16 protein-coding genes and 1 pseudogene are annotated in these 18,670 nt (G+C 49.5%); 7 read left to right on the plus strand and 10 right to left on the minus strand.

What is annotated here, in order from left to right:
- Nucleotides 1-189: 189 nt before the first annotated feature.
- Entirely contained in the window at nt 190-972 is a 783-nt protein-coding gene (locus NTV65_05310; GenBank protein ID MCX6114621.1) for a DsbA family protein, read from the minus strand.
- Between the two features lie 309 nt (nt 973-1,281).
- On the opposite strand from NTV65_05310, the gene NTV65_05315 reads away from it, so the two are divergent.
- Nucleotides 1,282-1,878: a peptidylprolyl isomerase gene (locus NTV65_05315; protein ID MCX6114622.1), complete on the plus strand. Its 597-nt coding sequence runs from the start codon at nt 1,282-1,284 to the stop codon at nt 1,876-1,878.
- An 82-nt stretch (nt 1,879-1,960) separates the two neighbouring features.
- Here the strand turns inward: NTV65_05315 and htpX are convergent, their stop codons facing one another.
- A complete protein-coding gene (gene htpX, locus NTV65_05320) occupies nt 1,961-2,827 on the minus strand; it encodes a protease HtpX (GenBank protein ID MCX6114623.1) in 867 nt (288 codons plus the stop codon).
- 188 nt (nt 2,828-3,015) lie between these two features.
- Between htpX and NTV65_05325 the strand changes: the two genes are divergently transcribed.
- From NTV65_05325 to fliW, 3 genes are all read left to right on the plus strand, one after another.
- Nucleotides 3,016-3,867, plus strand: coding sequence for a M20/M25/M40 family metallo-hydrolase (locus NTV65_05325; GenBank protein MCX6114624.1), 852 nt, complete (start codon nt 3,016-3,018; stop codon nt 3,865-3,867).
- Nucleotides 3,868-4,045: 178 nt separating this feature from the next.
- Entirely contained in the window at nt 4,046-4,462 is a 417-nt protein-coding gene (gene csrA, locus NTV65_05330) for a carbon storage regulator CsrA (GenBank protein MCX6114625.1), read from the plus strand.
- Complete coding sequence (gene fliW / locus NTV65_05335; protein MCX6114626.1) at nt 4,462-5,007, plus strand: flagellar assembly protein FliW; 546 nt, start codon at nt 4,462-4,464, stop codon at nt 5,005-5,007. The genes csrA and fliW overlap by 1 nt, the downstream gene beginning before the upstream one ends.
- Nucleotides 5,008-5,056: 49 nt before the next feature.
- Here the strand turns inward: fliW and NTV65_05340 are convergent, their stop codons facing one another.
- Nucleotides 5,057-6,721 (minus strand): glycosyltransferase family 39 protein, encoded by a 1,665-nt coding sequence (locus NTV65_05340; GenBank protein MCX6114627.1) that lies wholly within the window; start codon nt 6,719-6,721, stop codon nt 5,057-5,059.
- Between the two features lie 253 nt (nt 6,722-6,974).
- Between NTV65_05340 and NTV65_05345 the strand changes: the two genes are divergently transcribed.
- Nucleotides 6,975-8,255 carry a hypothetical protein gene (locus NTV65_05345; protein MCX6114628.1) on the plus strand — a complete coding sequence of 427 codons (1,281 nt, stop codon included), beginning with the start codon at nt 6,975-6,977 and terminating at the stop codon, nt 8,253-8,255.
- Nucleotides 8,256-8,259: 4 nt separating this feature from the next.
- On the opposite strand, the gene NTV65_05350 is transcribed toward NTV65_05345, so the two are convergent.
- Nucleotides 8,260-9,534 (minus strand): C45 family autoproteolytic acyltransferase/hydrolase, encoded by a 1,275-nt coding sequence (locus NTV65_05350; protein ID MCX6114629.1) that lies wholly within the window; start codon nt 9,532-9,534, stop codon nt 8,260-8,262.
- A gap of 309 nt (nt 9,535-9,843) precedes the next feature.
- Between NTV65_05350 and NTV65_05355 the strand changes: the two genes are divergently transcribed.
- A complete protein-coding gene (locus tag NTV65_05355; protein MCX6114630.1) occupies nt 9,844-11,133 on the plus strand; it encodes a citrate synthase in 1,290 nt (429 codons plus the stop codon).
- 7 nt (nt 11,134-11,140) lie between these two features.
- On the opposite strand, the gene NTV65_05360 is transcribed toward NTV65_05355, so the two are convergent.
- Genes NTV65_05360 through NTV65_05370 form a run of 3 tightly spaced genes read right to left on the minus strand, consistent with a single transcriptional unit; the run spans nt 11,141 to nt 14,927 of the window.
- Nucleotides 11,141-12,457, minus strand: coding sequence for a hypothetical protein (locus NTV65_05360; GenBank protein ID MCX6114631.1), 1,317 nt, complete (start codon nt 12,455-12,457; stop codon nt 11,141-11,143).
- A gap of 11 nt (nt 12,458-12,468) precedes the next feature.
- Nucleotides 12,469-13,575 carry a glycosyltransferase family 4 protein gene (locus NTV65_05365; GenBank protein MCX6114632.1) on the minus strand — a complete coding sequence of 369 codons (1,107 nt, stop codon included), beginning with the start codon at nt 13,573-13,575 and terminating at the stop codon, nt 12,469-12,471.
- Between the two features lie 2 nt (nt 13,576-13,577).
- Nucleotides 13,578-14,927: a methyltransferase domain-containing protein gene (locus tag NTV65_05370; GenBank protein MCX6114633.1), complete on the minus strand. Its 1,350-nt coding sequence runs from the start codon at nt 14,925-14,927 to the stop codon at nt 13,578-13,580.
- A 191-nt stretch (nt 14,928-15,118) separates the two neighbouring features.
- Between NTV65_05370 and NTV65_05375 the strand changes: the two genes are divergently transcribed.
- Nucleotides 15,119-16,330, plus strand: coding sequence for a glycosyltransferase family 87 protein (locus tag NTV65_05375; GenBank protein ID MCX6114634.1), 1,212 nt, complete (start codon nt 15,119-15,121; stop codon nt 16,328-16,330).
- On the opposite strand, the gene NTV65_05380 is transcribed toward NTV65_05375, so the two are convergent.
- The 3 genes and pseudogenes from NTV65_05380 to NTV65_05390 all read right to left on the minus strand — a co-directional run bounded on the left by NTV65_05380 (nt 16,286) and on the right by NTV65_05390 (nt 18,341).
- On the minus strand, nt 16,286-16,951 hold the full coding sequence (locus NTV65_05380; GenBank protein MCX6114635.1) for an alpha/beta fold hydrolase: 666 nt from the start codon (nt 16,949-16,951) through the stop codon (nt 16,286-16,288). The two genes, NTV65_05375 and NTV65_05380, sit on opposite strands and share 45 nt — an antisense overlap.
- Before the next feature lie 11 nt (nt 16,952-16,962).
- Nucleotides 16,963-17,774, minus strand: a pseudogene (locus tag NTV65_05385) (fumarylacetoacetate hydrolase family protein).
- A 6-nt stretch (nt 17,775-17,780) separates the two neighbouring features.
- Nucleotides 17,781-18,341, minus strand: a complete 561-nt coding sequence (locus NTV65_05390; protein ID MCX6114636.1) for a hypothetical protein — start codon at nt 18,339-18,341, stop codon at nt 17,781-17,783.
- Nucleotides 18,342-18,670 lie beyond the last annotated feature (329 nt).

Raw genomic sequence — 18,670 nt, forward strand, 5'->3', positions numbered from 1 at the left:
TGCAGCGATGGCGCAGCGATTGTAACCGGCTGATTTACCGATATAAATCTAAGCAGTCCATGAATATTAGCACATTTAAATAATAGGTACAAAATAGAGCGGAGTAATCGATAGAACAAATGCTCAATAAAAAAGGGGGGCGTGTTAGGCCCCCCTTTTTTTACGTTCTACAGAGCGTAGTGCTGGTAACTACTTAGCAGCACCGTTTAACAAACGATCAATAATGGTCTTAAAGTGCTCTGGAGGGTATGCACCCTTTACTGCAACTCCGTTAACGAAGAATCCAGGTGTTCCCTGAATTCCGTTCTTTGCTCCGATCTCTGTATCAGCAGCTACGTACTTAGTTGCTGCTTCTGAGTTCATATCGGCCTCAAACTTTTTCAGATCGAGGTTTAACTGCTTGGCTGTAGCAAGGTAGAACTCTGAACCAAGGCTCTCCTGATTGTTAAAGAGCGCATCGTGGAACTCCCAAAACTTACCCTGCTGCTGAGCTGCCCAGGTCGCTTTTGCTGCAGGTGTAGCCTCTTTGTGGAATGGAAGTGGATAGTGCTTAAACGCAATCTTAACATCCTTTGGATAAGCCTTCATTACAGCTTCCATGGTCTCATATCCACGCTTACAGTACGGACATTCGAAATCCGAGAATTCAATGATCGTTACCCTTGCGTTAGCAGGTCCCTTTACCGGGCTTGTTCCGATATCTACCTTTACAGGGTTCTTGTACTGGTCCTCTAACGCTGCCTGCTCCTGCTCTTGCTGCTTCTTTGCAGCGTCAAGCTGCTTCTTCTGAAAGTACTTCTCAAGAGCGGTGCCGATCTTCTCAAGGCCAACATCGGATTGAAGGTATTTTTCAATTGAGCTTGAGAAGTCCTTTTCGGAGATATCTGCATTGGCTGGAAGAGCCGGGGAAACTAGAAGGCAACCCAGTGTGATAGCAAGGGTTGAAAGTCGTGTGCGGAATAGATTTTTCATAGCGTCAACTAATCTCATTAAGTTTACGGTTAATTATCGTGGGGAGGTTATCGAATAGTTAGACCCAATCAGTATAGATTTACGGCGCATTGCTATCAGAACAGTAGGCCCCCGTATGCGTATCTTGGAGATAACAGAAAAGACTACGAAGGACAAATGATAAAGTGAGGGTACTCAGCAAAAGCATGGCGCTTTTGGGCCGGTTCAGGTATCTAGACCGGCACAGAATAGGTTTCCTGGCAGGCCCAACCACGCTCGTTACAGAGCGGGGAGGTAGGCGAGGAACATCAAAATACTATGGGGTAGCTTATGGAGAGAAACATGCTTTTTTCCTTACTTTCAATCGCAGGGGTCTTTATTGGCCTGGCGTCAGTGGCATCAGCATCAGCAGAGAAGCTGAGCGCTGAGATCGAGACCAGCAGGGGTAAGATCGAGATTGAACTGACACCGGACAAAACTCCGGTGACCGTCGCAAACTTTGTAAACTTAGCGCAGAAAGGTTTTTATAACGGCGTTACGTTTCATCGCATTATCCCGAACTTTATGGTTCAGGGGGGTGATCCAACGGCGACCGGTTCAGGTGGACCAGGGTACAAATTTGAGGACGAGTTTGACTCCTCCCTCAAGCACGATACTCCCGGGGTCCTCTCGATGGCTAACTCTGGTCCAGGAACCAACGGTAGTCAGTTCTTTATCACCCATGTGCCAACTCCGTGGCTTGATGGCAAGCACTCTGTATTCGGCAAGGTGATAAGTGGGCAGAAGGTTGTCGATACCCTTAAGCAGGGCGACAAGATCGAAAAGATTACGATTAAGGGCGATACAACAACGCTCTTCGCCGAGACAAAGGTGAAGGATAAAGTTGCTGCCTGGAACTCAGTACTAGATAGTAAGAAGGGTTCGTAACGGTACCCTTCTCATTAACGCAGTGGCGCACCGGATTTATCGATGCGCCACTGCTGTTGCGATACTGCTGCTTTTGCCTTCCTTATTGAGCAGCCTGCAGCGCCTTAATACGATCCTCAAGTGGGGGATGCGTGGCGAAGAATCGACCAACACCACCCGCTATCTTAAGGGTTGCAAGGGCGGGCTCCTTATCAAATCTCTGTTTGTTCATGGAGAGCCGTTTCAGGGCGGCGATCATATCGTATTTGCCAGCATACTCTGCACCACCCTTATCGGCACGGAACTCTCTATGACGAGAGAAGGCGCAGATAACCAACATACCAAGTATTCCGAGCAGGATCTCAAGCACCATAGTTGTCATAAACTGAACGGAGTGGCGGCTCTCTTCACGCACATTCTGAGAGATGGCCCACGCTGCAATGCGCGCAAAGAACATAACGAAGGCGTTTACCACACCCTGGAGCAGGGTCATTGTAACCATATCGCCGTTAGCGATGTGCGCTATCTCGTGGCCAGCAACCCCCTCGATCTCGTTACGATCCATGGATTGTAGCAGCCCAGTTGAGAAGGCGACGAGTGAGCGCCGCTTAGATGGGCCGGTTGCAAATGCGTTGACCTCTGGGCTCTCGTAGATGCCGATCTCTGGTGTAACGGGGAGTCCAGCCTTGCGCGAGAGCTGCTCTATCATGGAGACGAGCCATCCGAGCTCAGGGGAGCTCTTCTCGACTACCTGAATCTTCATCATCCACTTGGCACTCACCTTTGAGAGCGCCAGCGATATAAAGGAGCCGGTCATACCCCATACCAAGCAGAACGCCGCGAGGTCCGGATAACTGATGCCCTGAGCGGTCATATAGTGACCGATACCGAGCACAGAGATGAGGATATTTAAGGTAAAAACTATCAGGATGTTTGTGAGTAGAAATAGTACTATTCTTTTCATAATCAGATGTGCGTTGTGTTTAAACAGGGCTATAGGAAACAGGGTTATAGGGCATGAGGTCGAGGCCTCCCTGTGCTATTTATAACAGGGGGGTCAAGAACCCACACCCTATCATCTAAGCATCTTTAATATAGTTATCAAACCCAAAGGAACGATTATGCAGCTTTTACGCGAACTTTCGGAGGCGGCGCGTTATGTTCGCCGCACATATGGATGAGATCGGCTTTTATGCCAGCTACGTAGATGATCTCGGTTTCGTTAGATTGCAGGAGGTTGGGGGCTTCGATACCAGGAACCTCTTTGCGCGGCGCGTTATCGTGCATACCAAGAACGGGCCGTTGCGGGGCGTTCTAACGGCAACTGGCAAGGCGCTACATATCTTAACCCCTGAGGAGCGCCGCGTTTACAAAGAGATCTCGGATTTTTATGTTGACCTCGGACTGCCCGCCAAGACGGTAAAGAAACGGGTTGAGATCGGCGATATGGTTACGCTGGACGCGCCCTTTGTTGAATTTGGCGAGTATGCCAGTGGCAAATGCCTCGACAATCGGGTGCAGGTGTATATCGGTATTAGGGCGTTGCAGGCCCTAAAGAAAAGCCCTAAGCACGATATATATGGTGTGTTTACGGTGCAGGAGGAGGTCGGGCTACGCGGGGCGTTTACCAGCACCTACGGAATTGAGCCCCATATCGGTATAGCGCTCGACACAACGGTTGCCTCTGATACACCAGGGGTTCCTGGGGAGCTGCGAGTTACCTCACTTGGAAAGGGGGTAGGGATTAAGGTGCTCGATGGTTCAGTTATCTGTCACCGTGAGTTGGTCGACAGGTGCGTGGCGCTCTCAAAGAAAAATAGAATTAAATATCAACTTGAGATTCTGCCCCGTGGAGGCACCGATGCGGGAGCCATTCAACGATCCCGTAGCGGGGTGAAAACGATCACGCTCTCCGTTCCAACCAGACATCTACACACAGTTATTGAGACTGTTCACAAAGACGATGTGAGTGCAACGGAAGCGCTGCTTAAGCGCCTTCTCGAGGGCTAGCAGGGAGTATTAAATCTGCCAATAATCAAACACTGGTTGCTTAAGATGGGCTAATTACTTAGGATCCTTAGATTTTTTATGTTGCGGCTAAGCTATCAATCAGTTAGTGCTAAATATAAGCAAGAGTCATCATAAGTAGTTAGAACCGAGTAGTTAGGCCAAGGAAGGCGAATACGATATGTTAATTTTGACACGGAAACCGGGAGAGAGTCTCTATATCGGTGATTCTGTAAAGATCACGATAGTTGAGATTAAGGGTAATCAGATACGAGTTGGAATTGATGCTCCTACTGATCTGAGAATTTATCGCGAAGAGATCTACATGCAGATCCTAGAAGAAAATCGCACGGCTGCCGAGGGGGTTATGAGTGGTAATGCCCTTGATCAGTTGACTGGTGGTTGGAAGGGGAGATCTGGTGCAGAGTCGTATGAGGGAGGATCTCTGAAGTCTACCAAAAGGGTGGTGACTGATAGCAGAGGTAAAGATCAGAGTAAGGATGCCTTTGTGGAAAGTCACAAAAAACACACAAAGACACCCGGGGACAATACAGAGAACTTTAGAGGTCGTCCTCAGCATGAGGGGGGCAAAGAGTGATGAACAGCGAGGAGTTGGAAAAAAACAAAGAGATGATTATCTTCATGAGCTCGCGCTTTGGAGAGATGCAGGTCCCCGCAGCCAGCATTATCGAGATTCCGTCCGGAGTGATCGGGTTTCCCGAGGCCACCCGTTACGTCATGCTTGAGCATAAGCACCCCTTTTCATGGTTGCATGCCGTAGATGATCCTAACCTAGCTTTTGTCGTAGTTGATGGTTTTGAGTTCGGACAGCAGTTCGACGTCAAGCCACCGATCAATGACAAGGACGGTGATTTCCGTGAGGACGACGAGTACGCTATCCTGATAATCGTTACGGTCCGCCCGGATCCCCGCATGACAACGGCAAATCTTAAGGCACCGATCTTTGTAAACATGAGAAATCGCTGTGGTGTGCAGGTAATCTTTGATGATCCACGCTACTCGACCCGCTTCTCTCTATGGAGCGACGATGCGCAGCCCGCCGAAAGTGCGCCCAGAGAGGAGTCCCCCAGGGAAGAGCCCGCTGCCCAGGGCGACAGCAAGCACAGCGATGCCGGCGAATAGCAGCAACTCAATCGTGTGCAATCGTCCTTAGTTTATTCTGACTAGTTACCTAGTTCTTAATATTACTTCCAGAGCCCCGATATATTCGCCACTGGCCAACTTCAGCAAGCTTCTGCTTTGCTGGGTCTAGCTCCAGTAGCGTGGCTTCATTTCTCTTTCGTACAGCGATCAGATCTGTTGGGGGAACAAGTACCTGCTCATCGTCTAGCTGAACGATAGTAATATTGGGCGAGGTCATCAGTGGGCCGTAGAACGTAGCTGAGAAGGGGAAATAAAAGGGGAATCCAACGCTCAAGGTACTGTCCGGTTTTGCAAGTGAGCTTGCTAATGTTAGGACACTGAGAGAGGATCGATTGTTCGAGAGATTGTTATCTAAGCACAAGGTTGCAAAACCGTAGAGGATAGCGCTGTAGATAGTTATACGGGTTAAGGCTGCAATCGGTTTTTCTAGCACGGAGGTTTTGATACCTAAGGCAAGCAGCAACGCTCCAGCTATAAAACCGGCCACAGCAGAGCTCCTATCGGAATCGTACTTTAAGATCAGAACTATCGGTAAGATCATAAGAGTTACTGCTAAGAGTAGATAAGCCCACTTAAGGATCTTTGTAGTTGCAGCACCCGTTAATTCAGATCCTTCAGCCTGACGTCGCCACAATACAACTGCTAGCAGCGCAAAGCCCGGTATCGATGGAACTACATAGGTTGCCGTATATTGACGAGCCGCGGTAAGTAGCGCCGGGCAACTTATAGCCCAGATTAGAGCATATAGTAGTATGGGGTCATGCTTTAGGGCAGTAAGCGTGGCGCGTGTAAAGAGCTGCTTGCGGAGCGCGACTAGCAACGCAATCAGGATAAACGACCATGGGAAGAGGGCTGGAAGCATCATAAGCCAGGCGACACCGACCGGTTGCTGATGTCCTACGCCGTATTCGTCGCCGTACTCCTTAGAGAAGAAGCGTCCAAAGTTCTCGTTCCAGAAAAAATACTTTAAAAACCCAGGGTTTCTATGTTCAGCCCAGAGATACCACGGAAGAGTTGTCGCTAAGAAAAGCAGGGGGCCGATAATCCACGGCAGCGAACGTAACTGGGGGGGCCAATGACCGGTGCCCCAACGGCGAATCAGCAGCCAGGGTGAAATCGTGCATCCAGCCAGGATCACCGCTATTGGCCCCTTAACCAGCACGCCAAGTCCAAGGCCGATAAAAAAGAGGTAGCCCCAGTAGCGAGATCGATCGGCTAGCAGGAAACTCACCAGCGCCATCGTGATGCCGAATGTTAGGGTTATATCGAGTACGGCTGCACCGGAGAGGAAGAATATAATAGTGGAGGAGGCAAAGATAAGGGTTGCCAGGTATGCGGCAGCGCCTCCAAAGAGGGTGGCTGAAAGGGTAGCAAGTAAAACTCCGATGCCGACGGCACTTATAAAACTGGGAAGTCTGGCGCTAAAGTTATTTAAGCCGAACGTTAAGTAACTTATATCCATTAACCAGAAGTGCAGGGGGGGCTTGCCTAGGTACGGCTTCTCTTCACCATGAAAATTAATCCATGGGGTGACCCAGTCATCACGGTCCAACATTAATTTGGCGATTGAGGCGTAGCGCCCCTCGGTAGAATCCAGTAGGTCTGGGAGTCCGAGGGTTATGAGTCTGATTAAAACGATGGTTGCTAGGGTGAGAAGAGACCTGTTGAGCAGGGTCTGACTGGGGCGATACATCACGAGTAAACCTTTAATATCTTTGCGCTGCGGGATACTAACACTAGGAGCAGCACAGCACTAGAGCAGCACAGCCTAGCTAGAGAATATAGAGCGGAATCAAGAGGATATGTGTATGGATGCCTACGGAATATTCGAGAGTCTCTAGGCCCTCTAAGTCATCTTAATAGAGGTGGTTGTTTCAAAGATGCCCCTGCCTATAGACCGGCTGCCTGTTTACACGTCTCATATGAACTTATCTGCTTTCGGAGCTATGGCTAGGCTGGGTCAGGGTGCGCGTAGGCGCAGCCCCTATCTGTTGCAAGCGTTTGTACTCTCTTTATCCCTCTGCTTTTCGGCCTGCTTTCGTATCTCGGGAAACTCCTTATACGAGGGGCCTCCAGTACGACCGGTAGCGATGGAGCAGTACTACGCTCCTGAACATTCTTACGAGTCTTTTAGAGAGGAGATAAAGGGGAGCACTAAACAGTACACCATTAAGCATATCACGATTGAATCGTATGCGGGTCCGATCGTTGTCGACTATTTTCAGACGCAGGAGAAGAGCGACTCCCTCGTACTTGTCTTTCCGGTGCTTGGAGGAAAGAACGTTATTGAGAATCATATCGCGAAATACTTTGCTGAATCAGGATTCGATGCGGCGATAGTGCATCGTAATAATGAATTCAAGGATCCACAAAAATTTGACCAACTCGAAGATCTCCTGCGCTCCGGTATCATTCGTGACCGATTGGCGCTTGATTTTTTTGAAAATGAGTACGGCAAGCAGAAATTTGGCACGTTCGGTATCAGTCGCGGCGCGATTAATGTAGCGCTGACGGCTGGGGTTGATGATCGACTTAAATATAATGTGCTAGTTATGGGAGGCACGGATCTGGTCGACCTATTTCGTGATTCTAACCAGGCTCGTATAGCTAAATACGTCCAAGAGGTTAGTAAAAGTAAGGGATTTAGCGAGGACCAGTTCTTTGAGGCGCTACGCAAGCAGCTCCGCACCGACCCAAAGAATACGGCGCGCTATCTTGATAGTAGGGATACGCTGCTAATCCTCGGCATCTTTGATCGAACCGTGCCCTTTACCTATGGCATGAAGTTGCGTGAACAGATCGGGCGTCCTGAAACGATCTTTCTCTGCGCTGATCACTATGTTGGGGTGCTCTTTACGCAAACTATATCAATTATTCCGCCCAGCAAGGAGGGGCCGGGAATATTCCCCTTTCCATACGTAGAGCAGGAGGCCCTCAATTTCTATTATAAGCATTTCAAGGACTCCTGGAACTGGAAGGTCGCTCCGTTTAGGATCTTGCAAACCCCCATTAACCTAGTAGCTGAGGGGCTAGCAGAGGTTGGCTCAGCTGTTGAGTGGATCTTTGATAGTGAAGAGAGCGGTGAGATTCAGCAGGTAGAGCAGGAGCACTATTGGGTGGCGGCCTTAAAAGGTCTCGAGACAGATGACTCTGCTGCCGAAGCGAGCACCCGGCTTTCATCCGCAGAGCCGCAGGGTGCCGCTGTATTATCCCGAGGTGTGCGTTAGTCGATTAAGGACAGGTAGCGTGCTTAAAATCTGCCAGGCCTGCACCGAAATCAAAGTGTGTATAGGGCTGCTCGGCGGCCCGCTCTGAGGGGCTCTTAGCGTTATTGAACCAGAGTTGCAGGTGTGTCGGATCATAGAGCACGTTCTGAAAATTTGAGGGCATCGCTATAAATGGAATAACCTCCTCCATAATGTTTTTAGGGGTAAGAGCTCCCCGTTTTTCAGAGAGGATCTTAGTCATCTTCTCGCCGTAGTGCCCTCCATAGAGCATCCCATTAATGGCAGGAAAGGTTTTATTCGTGTCCTTTATCTCATGACCGGAATGATGAACCTCAAAGCGGTTTCTATCCCTTAGATAAAGCTCCGCAGTATTATTTTTACCATCACTCATAAGAAATACAAACGAGTTCGTTGCAACGCTCTCAACGATAATTTTGCGCACATCTTTAAGGTTCTTGGCGTAGGTAAGAACATCGCGCAAGAGAAACGGCATCGGCTTGCCGCGCATAGTTTCCCCCTCCGGATCCCCGTAGCCCATCTCGCCTAGCGTAATCTGTTCCTCGTTCATACCTGACACTGCGCCAAGAAAGCCGGCCCAGCCAATGTTTACCGAGGAGAGGCCCTTTTCAGGAACATTTACAGTTAGGAGGGGATATTCATGTAGCTTGGAAATCTTGTGTAGCCCCCAGTCAAGAACCCGTACCGTATACAGCGTGCCATCGGTCGTGGTGTTTGTGCCTGCCGTAAAGTTGCTGCAGGAGGTGCCGTAGACCCCATCCATCATATCTTTAATGACCTTCTTAAGTTTCTTCTTACCACCCCACTCAGTTATCTCTGGGAGTGCATGAATAGCGTGAACTATCTTAAGAGGAATTCGTGCGCCGTGTGCGAGACCATGCATCTCATCGATATATTCCTGCGGAATAAATGGGCGTTGACGCTCGTAGCTCTCTTCTAAAAGCTCTTCGAATCTAAATTTACTGAGCACCCCTTTGTACAGAGCAAGGAGGTTCTCTTGTACCTCCTCACGCAGTAGCACCCCGTGTTGGTAACCGCGCTCGTAGGGGGTACCAGAAACGTAGAGCACACGTACGGCTCCGTTCTCGGTCCATCCAACCTTGGCACGTGAGAGGATCTCACGTTCCTGCTCTACTGATTGAATAATATCGCTACGAATAAGGAAGTGGTCGGGGTCAATTCGTAGATAAGCACAAGCGCTGAGGTAAATAGCCCCGAACGAAAGGCCAACGGCCCTGAGAAGGTTTGGTATTGTAGGCATAGGATCTTCGTAACCCTTGATTCATTATACACGGGATCTTTCGACAAAAAGCGGGGTTTTCTGAATGAAAATAATAATGTCAGTGAAATGTACGGTAGTAAATTAGAACAGCGGTTCGCCCAGGGCTCGATTGATCTTATGTGGTAGCGTTACAGCTATGATCTGATGCTGCATATCAATTGTTAATGTACTATACGCATGGCGATAGTTTTCCTGTAAATCTTAATAGTTGGACCTTTTTAGCTAGATCCAGAGTCTAATATTTACAACGGGCTGCAATTTTGAAACGGTGATTAAGGAGAAATAGTGATGTCCGAGATAGCTGAGCTTAAACTTGCAGGACAAACGATTGAGCTTCCAGTAATTGTGGGGAGTGAGAACGAAAAGGGGATCGACGTGTCTAGCCTGCGTGGCAAGACGGGATACATCACCCTCGATAACGGATATATGAACACCGGGGCGTGTTCGAGCGCGATCACCTTTATCGATGGTGAGAAGGGTATTCTTCGTTACCGTGGAATCCCAATTGAGGTGCTCGCCGAGAGATCCTCCTTCCTTGAGACCTCCTATCTCCTCATTGAGGGTAAGCTTCCTACGCGTGAGGAGCTCGATTCCTTTACCAATCGCGTTCGTCGCCACACTATGATTCATGAGGACATTAAGCGCTTCTATGATGGATTCCCGCGCGATGCCCATCCGATGGCGATCCTTGCGTCGGTAGTCTCTTCGCTCTCTACGTTTTATCAACATGAGGAGTCTCGTCCTGAAGCCGAGAAGTTTGCGCTAAACTCCATTAGACTTCTTGCTAAGCTGCCAACTATTGCAGCAAGTGCCTATAAAAAGTCGATCGGCCAGCCCTTAATGTATCCTCAAAATCATATGAGCTACTGTGAGAACTTTCTACATATGATGTTCTCAACACCTGCTGAACATTATGATGTTGATCCAGTTATGACTGAGACCCTTAATCTGCTGCTGATTTTGCATGCTGATCATGAACAGAACTGTTCGACCTCTACCGTGCGCATGGTGAGTAGCAGTAAGGCCAACATATTTGCCTCCATTACGGCCGGTATCTGTGCGTTGTGGGGCCCGCGCCACGGAGGAGCAAACGAAGAGGTTATCGATATGTTAACCCAGATGCGCGACGATGGTGGTGGGGTTAAGAGATATATCGATAAGGCAAAGGATAAGAATAGCACCTTTAAATTAATGGGATTCGGTCACCGCGTGTACAAAAACTTCGATCCGCGGGCCAATATTCTCAAAGCTGCCTGCGATAAGCTGTTAACTAGGATGAAGATCTCTGATCCTCTGCTAGACCTTGCCAAGGAGCTTGAGGAGGCTGCTCTTAAGGATCCATATTTCGTTGAGCGCAAGCTCTATCCTAACGTGGATTTCTATAGCGGTATTATCTACAAGGCGATGGGAATTCCAACACGGGCATTTACAGTAATGTTTGCACTCGGACGTCTTCCCGGCTGGATTGCGCATGCTAAGGAATATAGCCAGGAGGTTGGTAACAAGATCAACCGCCCCCGTCAGATCTATACCGGAGCCCAGCTCTCGGAGTATATTCCGATGGAGCAGCGTAAGTAGTTCGGTTCTAGGAGTCCCACCCCAGTTCCAGAAACGATTGCGAGAGAAGCTCTTTATACACATCGATATCGTTAAGTTCTGAGGAAGACGCCAACTCCTTAACCTCAGCCAATAGCGCTACATGTGCGCTTTCATATAGCTCCTGCCACCTTTGCATTATAATGGCCATCTGGGGTGCGGATTCCTGAAATATCTTTGAAAGGCAAAGTGCTATTTTTTCCGGATCGTTCTCACTGGCCACCATCTTTTGAGCAGGAAGGGTTAATGCGCGTAGCTGCGTTTTTTGAATGGCTTCAAATACACCCGATATCTGGGCGTATTCATGGATCCCTGGTGTTATCTTAAAGGCAGAGGTGTTTGGGATCTCTTCACCGTGAAATGTATCCGATACGATCGCTAGGCGACCGGAACCAAGAGCTAGTTGAAGATACGGCCCCAGATGGCCAAACGGAGTTGAGCTTAGGTGAATCGCCACATGCGAAGAGCTAAGAATCGTGCTCCATTTTTCGGGGCTACGCCCAAGCACCAAGGTAACCTGATCTACAACTGAAAATTCACGTATCAGGATCTCAGCGGCAGATTGCTCTGCAGGGTCAATCAGCCAGGTAAGTTGCCACGGGGATCCTAATCCCTTAAGGGCTGGCAGGAACTTATGAGCACGACCATCTAGGTCAGGCCCGCATACGGCCGCAAATGAGAGCGGGGTGTGTTGTGGAGGTGCTGCGATACCTGCGCACGATATAGGGATCGCAAGATACTCAGCACGATGAGCACCGGGCTCAGCCTCAATTCTACTGCTTATCATGCTGGAGAACTCATTGAGCGCCCAGCGTGAGCTGAAGAGATCTATTGGAGATAGAGCTGCCTCTCGATAAGCGCGTGGCCATAACTTATGGCGTGAAATCGAGCGAGCAGCGAATGGGAGGGAGTTATTATAGAACTGCTCAATGGAGTGCTCCCACGGGCTATTATGCGTAGCCTCGGCCCCAAGGTCAGAGAGAAAGAGGTCGTGCACCCAGGTAATACCGGGCATTATGCCGAGATAGGTACGCACAAAGCGCGCAGTGACTCCGTCTTCTAACTGATAGAAGAAGATATCGAACGGTTGCTCGCGGTGACAGCGGTAGGCTTTCAGATAGTGATGGTTTGGTAATCCAAGGAGCGTTGTCGCAAAGGATTCTGAGAAGAGCTCAATCTGATGCTCCTTTGCAAGTATTGGAAGCAAGAGCTTTGAGCAGTAGGAGGAGATCCCCCCCGCATCTGTAAGGTCGCTAAACCATGCGATACGAAGGCTACGGGGTGCTGCCATACTGTGTGCTTCCATACCATCTGCCACTATGCACCGACTGCTTGTGGTGCGGCCTGTGTGGCCTCCTGTATAGAGAGGGGCGAGAGCAGCCCCTCAATCACACTATCCCAGCCAGCCGAGAGCATCCCTGAGCTCTCAATCATACGGCGTCCCGCTGAGCCGAGTCGTTGCGAGAGCTCCGGATCTGCGACTAATGTATTAAAAGCTGCAGCTACTGCAGCAGGGGTTGGATCAACTATAAATCCGTTTTCACCATCACGGATAAACTCTAACGTTCCGCCGCTATCCTTTGCTGTTACGACAGGCTTACTGCTTGCCAGCGCCTCCAGGGTTACATAGCCGTAATCTTCGTTGTAGGGAGCGTAAAAAACGCCTAGAGCCTTGGAGTAGAGCGAGACAAGCTCATCATCGTCCACCCGCCCGAGCAGCTCTATCCTAGATTCGAGCCCATGTTGCTTGATAATATTATTAAAATACTCCATCGCTTGCGGGTCATCGACTACTCCGACTACCTTGAGTGAGAGTTTAGGGGTAAGAGCCAGGGCGTTAATCATCAGGTCGAGCCGTTTTATTCTGCAGATTCGCCCTACCGAGAGTACGTATGGTTCCGGCGCTTGCGTACGGTAGCGATCGCCAAGGGGGAGTGGGGGGTAGAGTACGGTTGCCGAGAGGCCATTAAATGCTGCGAGTCTTTCGGCTACGTTTTTAGAGATAGCAGAAATAAACTTGCATTCAGCCAGCACCTTATTGTCTCCATCGTTAAGAAGTCGGCGCAACGTTTCATCGCGTGGATCGTCCCCTATATCTGAGTATTGACCACCGTAAAGGTCGTAGATCGAACGGAGCTGATGCACGAGCCATACGCTTTTACGGGGATGGCGTGCGAAGTAGCTAGGAAATTTTGTCGCAATAACGAGGTCAATCGGCTGTCCACAAAATTCAGAGAGGTCAAGGGCGCGCCACATAGCGGCTTGAGTGAGTAGGCTTTCCTTAGGAAGTGGATTAAAGGGTAGCTCGATCTGGTCTACCTCATGTCCACGTTCGCGCAGCTTTTTAATCAAACTCGCTACGAGCACCTCCTGTCCGCCATGCGTAAAGGGCACCTTGACTCCAAGGACTAGGATCTTAGCCATGACTACAGAACCTCAAGGATCAGACAGTAGTCTTGATAGCCATAGAGCAACCGATTGAGTTGCTGAAAGCTCACGTTGATTTTGCTCACTGCATCCGCAACGGCATGGGTATGGCTTGAATCGGAGGGGATCTCTTTCAGAAGCTGATTTGGAGAGACGGGGGATAACATCTTTGTCTCGATAATCTTGAGCCCTGCCAGTGTTGCCATGTATGCAAGCGTATCCGGATGCAGCGGCCAGATATGAGTCGGATCGCGAAAGTAGTTTGAAGAGAGCGCCAGTACTGATTGAGGGTTTATCGTTTCAAATGCAACCTTGGCTCCAGATCTGAGTTTTTTCTTTGTGAGTTCAAAGAGCTCCTTAAGGTGTGCATGGGTCAGATGCTCTACAAGTTGAATTGCAACAAGCCCGCCGAGCGAGCGATCTGCAAGGCCGCGTAGATGCGCTATTGCGTCTCCATATTGGGTAGTGCAGCCCAAGGAGTTCGCTACGTTGACCATAACAACATCAAGGTCTACTCCGTAGGATGTAATTCCCTCCTGCTTGAAGAGTTGTTGCAGTTCTCCACGACCGGAGCCAATTTCAAGCACCGGTGCTTGAGCGTTCTTAAAGATCTCGGGATATATAGCAAGTCGTCGCGCTATCTCATCCTTGCTGCCGCGAAAACGATTCTCAAACAATAGGTAGGAGGTGTCTGCTTTAAGGGCAGGGGTTGTTTGTAACTTCTCTGAAGCTAGCGGTGGACTAGGATCAATATAGGTCTTAATATTGTTGATCATGCCCTCAAGTCCGCGCACTAAGGCATCTGTTGTTTTAAGGCGCTCTTCAAACGATTCTCTTAGTTCGCGTAGCTGACGTCCTGCGGTTAGGATCGCAAGGGACTTCTCATCATCGACGCGTGCTAGAGCTGATAGTCCGTTTGTATCGCGCGCGTCGATGTAGCGCGCCATATCATTGAGAAAGCGCACGAGGTTGATATTAAAGCCCTCTTCGGCCTGTAGGTAATCTTTAAGTGCAACCTTGCGTACAAACTCGACCAAACGTCCCTTAACTTTGACAAGCAAACGCCCGAGCAGGCCAGTGCGGTGAGTTGTAACGCGATCCCTGCTGATTAAATCCTGGTATGAGAAGGAGCGATTTAGGAACTTAAGCTCTTCAGAGAGCTGCATATCACCAAAACTGATGCCGCGCTCATCTGCAAAGCGGGCGGTAGCACGGGAGATCCCAGATCTGCTGTCGAGATTGCGCTCGATATCGCTCTTGATGCGCTCTCTAATCTGAGCCATCAGGGTCGGAATGTCCTGTTGTTGCGGAACCTCGCGCGGTGCTAGTTCTCGAACTGGCTCTGACATCCTGTGCTCCCTATGTGGTTACTACGGCCACGCTCATTAATACAGAGCGTAATTAAGCCCTTATCCTGTAAGGTTATCGTGTCATCGTCAAGTCCTTTGCAGGTTTAAAAAAGACTACTAGTTCAGCATGTTGCGCGGTGGTAATAGAAGGATAGCGCTAGATATCGTTAAAGCTAATCATAGAGATGTGCATGCGTAGGGCCGTTATTATAGATTTATTCGTTGTAGCCCTTTTATCTCTGATGCTCAGCGTAATTTTCAACACGGTTGATTTCACTTTAGGAGAGCCAGGAACGGAGGACTTCGTACAGTACTGGGCAGCATGGCAGCTCTTGCAAGAGGGATTGAATCCCTACGATGCCGGCCTTATGAATGCGATACAGCAGACGGTTGGCCAAAAAGCGGAGGTGACAACCATGATGTGGAATCCCCCCTGGACCGTACTCTTGATGTCGCCAATCCTGTGGCTTCCCTTTTCTAAAGCGGCACTGGCGTTCTCTCTGGGTGCAATCTTGCTTGTCTGCTTGATAGCCGTGCTTACGCCCGTTGCTCTAGGTAAAACTAGACCTAACTTGCTAGTAAGCGCCGTGGTAACGATCTGCTTTTATCCGATGCTTGAGTGCCTACAGTGGGGGCAATTAAGCATTATAATGACAGCGGCCTCTGTTCTCTTTCTTCTTTTTGAAAGACGACGCATGTTTTTTAGCGCTGGTATAGCTCTGCTGCCCCTGACATTTAAGTCACACCTCTTCTTTCTCTTTGTTATTCCAGCGGCTATATGGCTCTGGCAACTTTCAAGAGATGCAAGGCGCTCATTTCTCTGTGGAGTTATAGGGGGATTCTCTATTCTTATAGGAATAACGGCGCTTCTCTGGCCGCAAGCCCTCGCCTGGTGGATTGTAGCGATTACAACTCCCCCCGCTTATTCTGGAGCAGTTCCGCTGACGGAGTGGCAAACCACTACGATCTCCACCCTAGTAAGGATCTCCGTAAGCTCAGTTACAGGCGCCACTCCGGAGTGGCCTATGTGGGTGGTGCCTATGGTAAGCTTTATCCTTACTATTATGTTTTTCTACCGCTATAGGGGGCCGATCAACTGGAGCGTAGTGGCTCCAACGCTCTTATGCCTCTCTTTAACTACCGGAAGTTATGGTTGGCTCTACGATCACTCGCTGCTTGTAATCTGCCAGATCGCTCTTGTTTGTGATGCTATAAGCTATTCTAGAAGGGTAGCTACTTTTAGTATGCTTATCTTGATCGGGCTGCTTCAAATAGCCGCTCTAGTAGTAGGGACGCAGACAGGGCATGCCCAGCACCATTTCGTATGGTTGCCGTGGGCTATGTTACTACTACTTATTTTAAACGGCGCTGTTCTGCGGCGGCAGAAACAAGCCTGTGCGTAAAAAGCTAGCCGAAAGGTCGGCTGCTCTGCGGCTGAATGGAAAGACCCCATGAAAAATAGGGATTATAATCTCGCCTTGGCAACCCTCTAGGTGCGCCTCTCTTACAAGAACGAGCCCATCGTTATCCTCACTAAAGATTGAGAGTGCGCCCCATACTGAATGTAACGATCCGATCACGCACCCTATTTCAATGTGATTAGATCGCTTGGAGAGGGTCAGATCCCCTAGTTCAGAGAGAGCCGGGCCAAAGAGCGAACGCATGGCAGAGTAGTTTTTAAGAATGCGCGCTATCGTTGCCCCGTTATGAGGCGAGCCGAGCGTTACAAGGCGGTGCAGTGGAGCCGATATTGTATCATAAGAGTCCAGAGCTCGGACAACTATACCACCTAGCGAGTGCGCAACGAATGAAACCGGTGCACCCTGTGCGATCTTAGCGATAAATGAATCGAGCTGCTCTGCTGCTTGCGAGATAGTAAGGTGTCGTGAGGCGTATCCAAAGGTGTGAACGGTGGTCTCTGGGATAAGTCTGCGTAGCCGGCGAGCAAGCAGGAACATATCGTAACGTGTTCTGCCAAGACCGTGCACTAAAACAGTATGTGGAGAGATCTGTAGTGAGGACATTGCGATATCCGTTAAATAATAGAGTTCTTACAGATACCGAGCCCCTCTACCCCGTATTCTATTACATCTCCCGTAGTAAGAAAGCGCGGTGGAGATCTTCCGGCTCCAACACCTGCAGGGGTGCCGGTGCTGATAACATCGCCGGGAAGAAAAAGAGCATATCGCGAGTAGATCCATCCTGACAGATTTCACCGTTCAGCGAGAGCCAGAGGTGTAGATCCTCCGTCGTGGTTAGCTCATCACTGCTAAGTAGATATGGGCCAAACGGCGCAAATGTGTCGCAACTCTTGCCCTTAATAAACTGCCCACCCCGTTCCTTCTGAAAGGCACGCTCGCTGATGTCGTTCATAATGCAGTAACCTGCTATGTGTTTGCTTGCATCTGCGACACTGATATATGAGGCGCGTGTTCCGACCACCACAGCCAACTCAACCTCCCAATCAGTTTTTGCTCCGCCCCTTGGGAGCCGTATCTGATCGGTTGCTCCGCACATAGCCGTTGTAGCCTTAGAGAATATCATAGGCTCTGTGGGTAGCGGCGAGGAGGTTTCCTCGGCATGTGCGCGGTAATTAAGGCCAACGCAGAGTATCTTACTGGGTCGTGCTATGGGGGGAGCTATGCGAGCCGTTTGGGGTACGCGCGGAGCTGATGCGCCATTTAGCAAAAGCCACTCTGTAAGACGGGCTACTCCATCTTTATCAAAGAACTCCTCGTTAAAGTCGGTGCAGAACGCCGACACATCTAGTCGTTGCTCAATTGACCCAGAGGTTACAAGCACCGCCGGTTTTTCTGAGCCTATCTCGCCGAATCGACATAGTTTCATGTTGTACTATGAGTTTGCTACGAGCTGAGAGAGATCGACCGGCTTATATGTGGAGGGCTTACGCACCTTGCCGCGCGTGTCCTTACCGACAGCGAAGAAATCCCCTGAGATCTTAAGAACCTCAACCCGCACTACCTCTGGGGGCCAGATAACATCAAGACCACAGTGCCACTCGTGGCTCTCAAGTTCGCGCGCAACGGTTTTCCAGTCAGAGAGTTTGACAAATTTCTCAAGATTATTATCACATACCAAATTAAAGGCATCTTCAAGCGGCACGCCAAATGCGCAGGCGTTCCAGTACATGGTATATGCAACATCGGCTAGACCGTCCACCATCTCTTCTGTATTGGGTTCATGTAGCGCCTCATAGCTCAGGGAGTCTGGTGCTGTAATAGGGGTACCTGCAAAGCTCGGTATAACACCTAGTCCGTGGATAACATACTCAAGCACCTCCGAGAGGAGCAGTTGAGCACCGAGAGCGCGGGTCTTTGGATCTCCGCTTTGAAGCTGTGCTCTCGTTGCTTGTCCAGCAAGCTGCATAAATGTCTCTATCTTTGAAGAATCCATAGTCTCCTTTGTAGCGCGTTTTATATGACTGTAGCATTCGTTATAGCCATACCAGGGGGTGCGGTCTACTTTGATTGTAGGGGGATGTTATAAAAAAGGTGGGGGCGACATCGAAGGTATAAACCTTATGATGAGATGTCGCCCCAGGGTTGTTACAAGCTTGAAACAACGGAACTAGAGACTTACCATCTTATCGGAAACCTAAGATTGCCATACCTAACATTATACAGGTTAGTTCCAGATTTAGAAATTCCAAAACCTGGCTGAGTGGGTGTGCCTCTCCTGTAAATACCGCTTTGCGTAACATTCAATCCACCCACACCATAACC

The organism is Pseudomonadota bacterium (assembly GCA_026390555.1).
In the GTDB taxonomy this organism is placed as follows: domain Bacteria; phylum Bdellovibrionota_C; class UBA2361; order UBA2361; family OMII01; genus OMII01.

What these genes read in the sequence shown, in the direction of transcription:
- NTV65_05370 (MCX6114633.1), bottom strand. Translation starts at nt 14,927, where the DNA reads ATGTCAGAGCCAGTTCGAGAACTAGCACCGCGCGAGGTTCCGCAACAA.
- NTV65_05315 (MCX6114622.1), top strand. Translation starts at nt 1,282, where the DNA reads ATGGAGAGAAACATGCTTTTTTCCTTACTTTCAATCGCAGGGGTCTTT.
- NTV65_05380 (MCX6114635.1), bottom strand. Translation starts at nt 16,951, where the DNA reads ATGTCCTCACTACAGATCTCTCCACATACTGTTTTAGTGCACGGTCTT.
- NTV65_05325 (MCX6114624.1), top strand. Translation starts at nt 3,016, where the DNA reads ATGTTCGCCGCACATATGGATGAGATCGGCTTTTATGCCAGCTACGTA.
- NTV65_05375 (MCX6114634.1), top strand. Translation starts at nt 15,119, where the DNA reads ATGCGTAGGGCCGTTATTATAGATTTATTCGTTGTAGCCCTTTTATCT.
- NTV65_05390 (MCX6114636.1), bottom strand. Translation starts at nt 18,341, where the DNA reads ATGGATTCTTCAAAGATAGAGACATTTATGCAGCTTGCTGGACAAGCA.
- NTV65_05365 (MCX6114632.1), bottom strand. Translation starts at nt 13,575, where the DNA reads ATGGCTAAGATCCTAGTCCTTGGAGTCAAGGTGCCCTTTACGCATGGC.
- NTV65_05345 (MCX6114628.1), top strand. Translation starts at nt 6,975, where the DNA reads ATGGCTAGGCTGGGTCAGGGTGCGCGTAGGCGCAGCCCCTATCTGTTG.
- NTV65_05340 (MCX6114627.1), bottom strand. Translation starts at nt 6,721, where the DNA reads ATGTATCGCCCCAGTCAGACCCTGCTCAACAGGTCTCTTCTCACCCTA.
- NTV65_05350 (MCX6114629.1), bottom strand. Translation starts at nt 9,534, where the DNA reads ATGCCTACAATACCAAACCTTCTCAGGGCCGTTGGCCTTTCGTTCGGG.
- fliW (MCX6114626.1), top strand. Translation starts at nt 4,462, where the DNA reads ATGAACAGCGAGGAGTTGGAAAAAAACAAAGAGATGATTATCTTCATG.
- NTV65_05360 (MCX6114631.1), bottom strand. Translation starts at nt 12,457, where the DNA reads ATGGAAGCACACAGTATGGCAGCACCCCGTAGCCTTCGTATCGCATGG.
- NTV65_05355 (MCX6114630.1), top strand. Translation starts at nt 9,844, where the DNA reads ATGTCCGAGATAGCTGAGCTTAAACTTGCAGGACAAACGATTGAGCTT.
- csrA (MCX6114625.1), top strand. Translation starts at nt 4,046, where the DNA reads ATGTTAATTTTGACACGGAAACCGGGAGAGAGTCTCTATATCGGTGAT.
- NTV65_05310 (MCX6114621.1), bottom strand. Translation starts at nt 972, where the DNA reads ATGAAAAATCTATTCCGCACACGACTTTCAACCCTTGCTATCACACTG.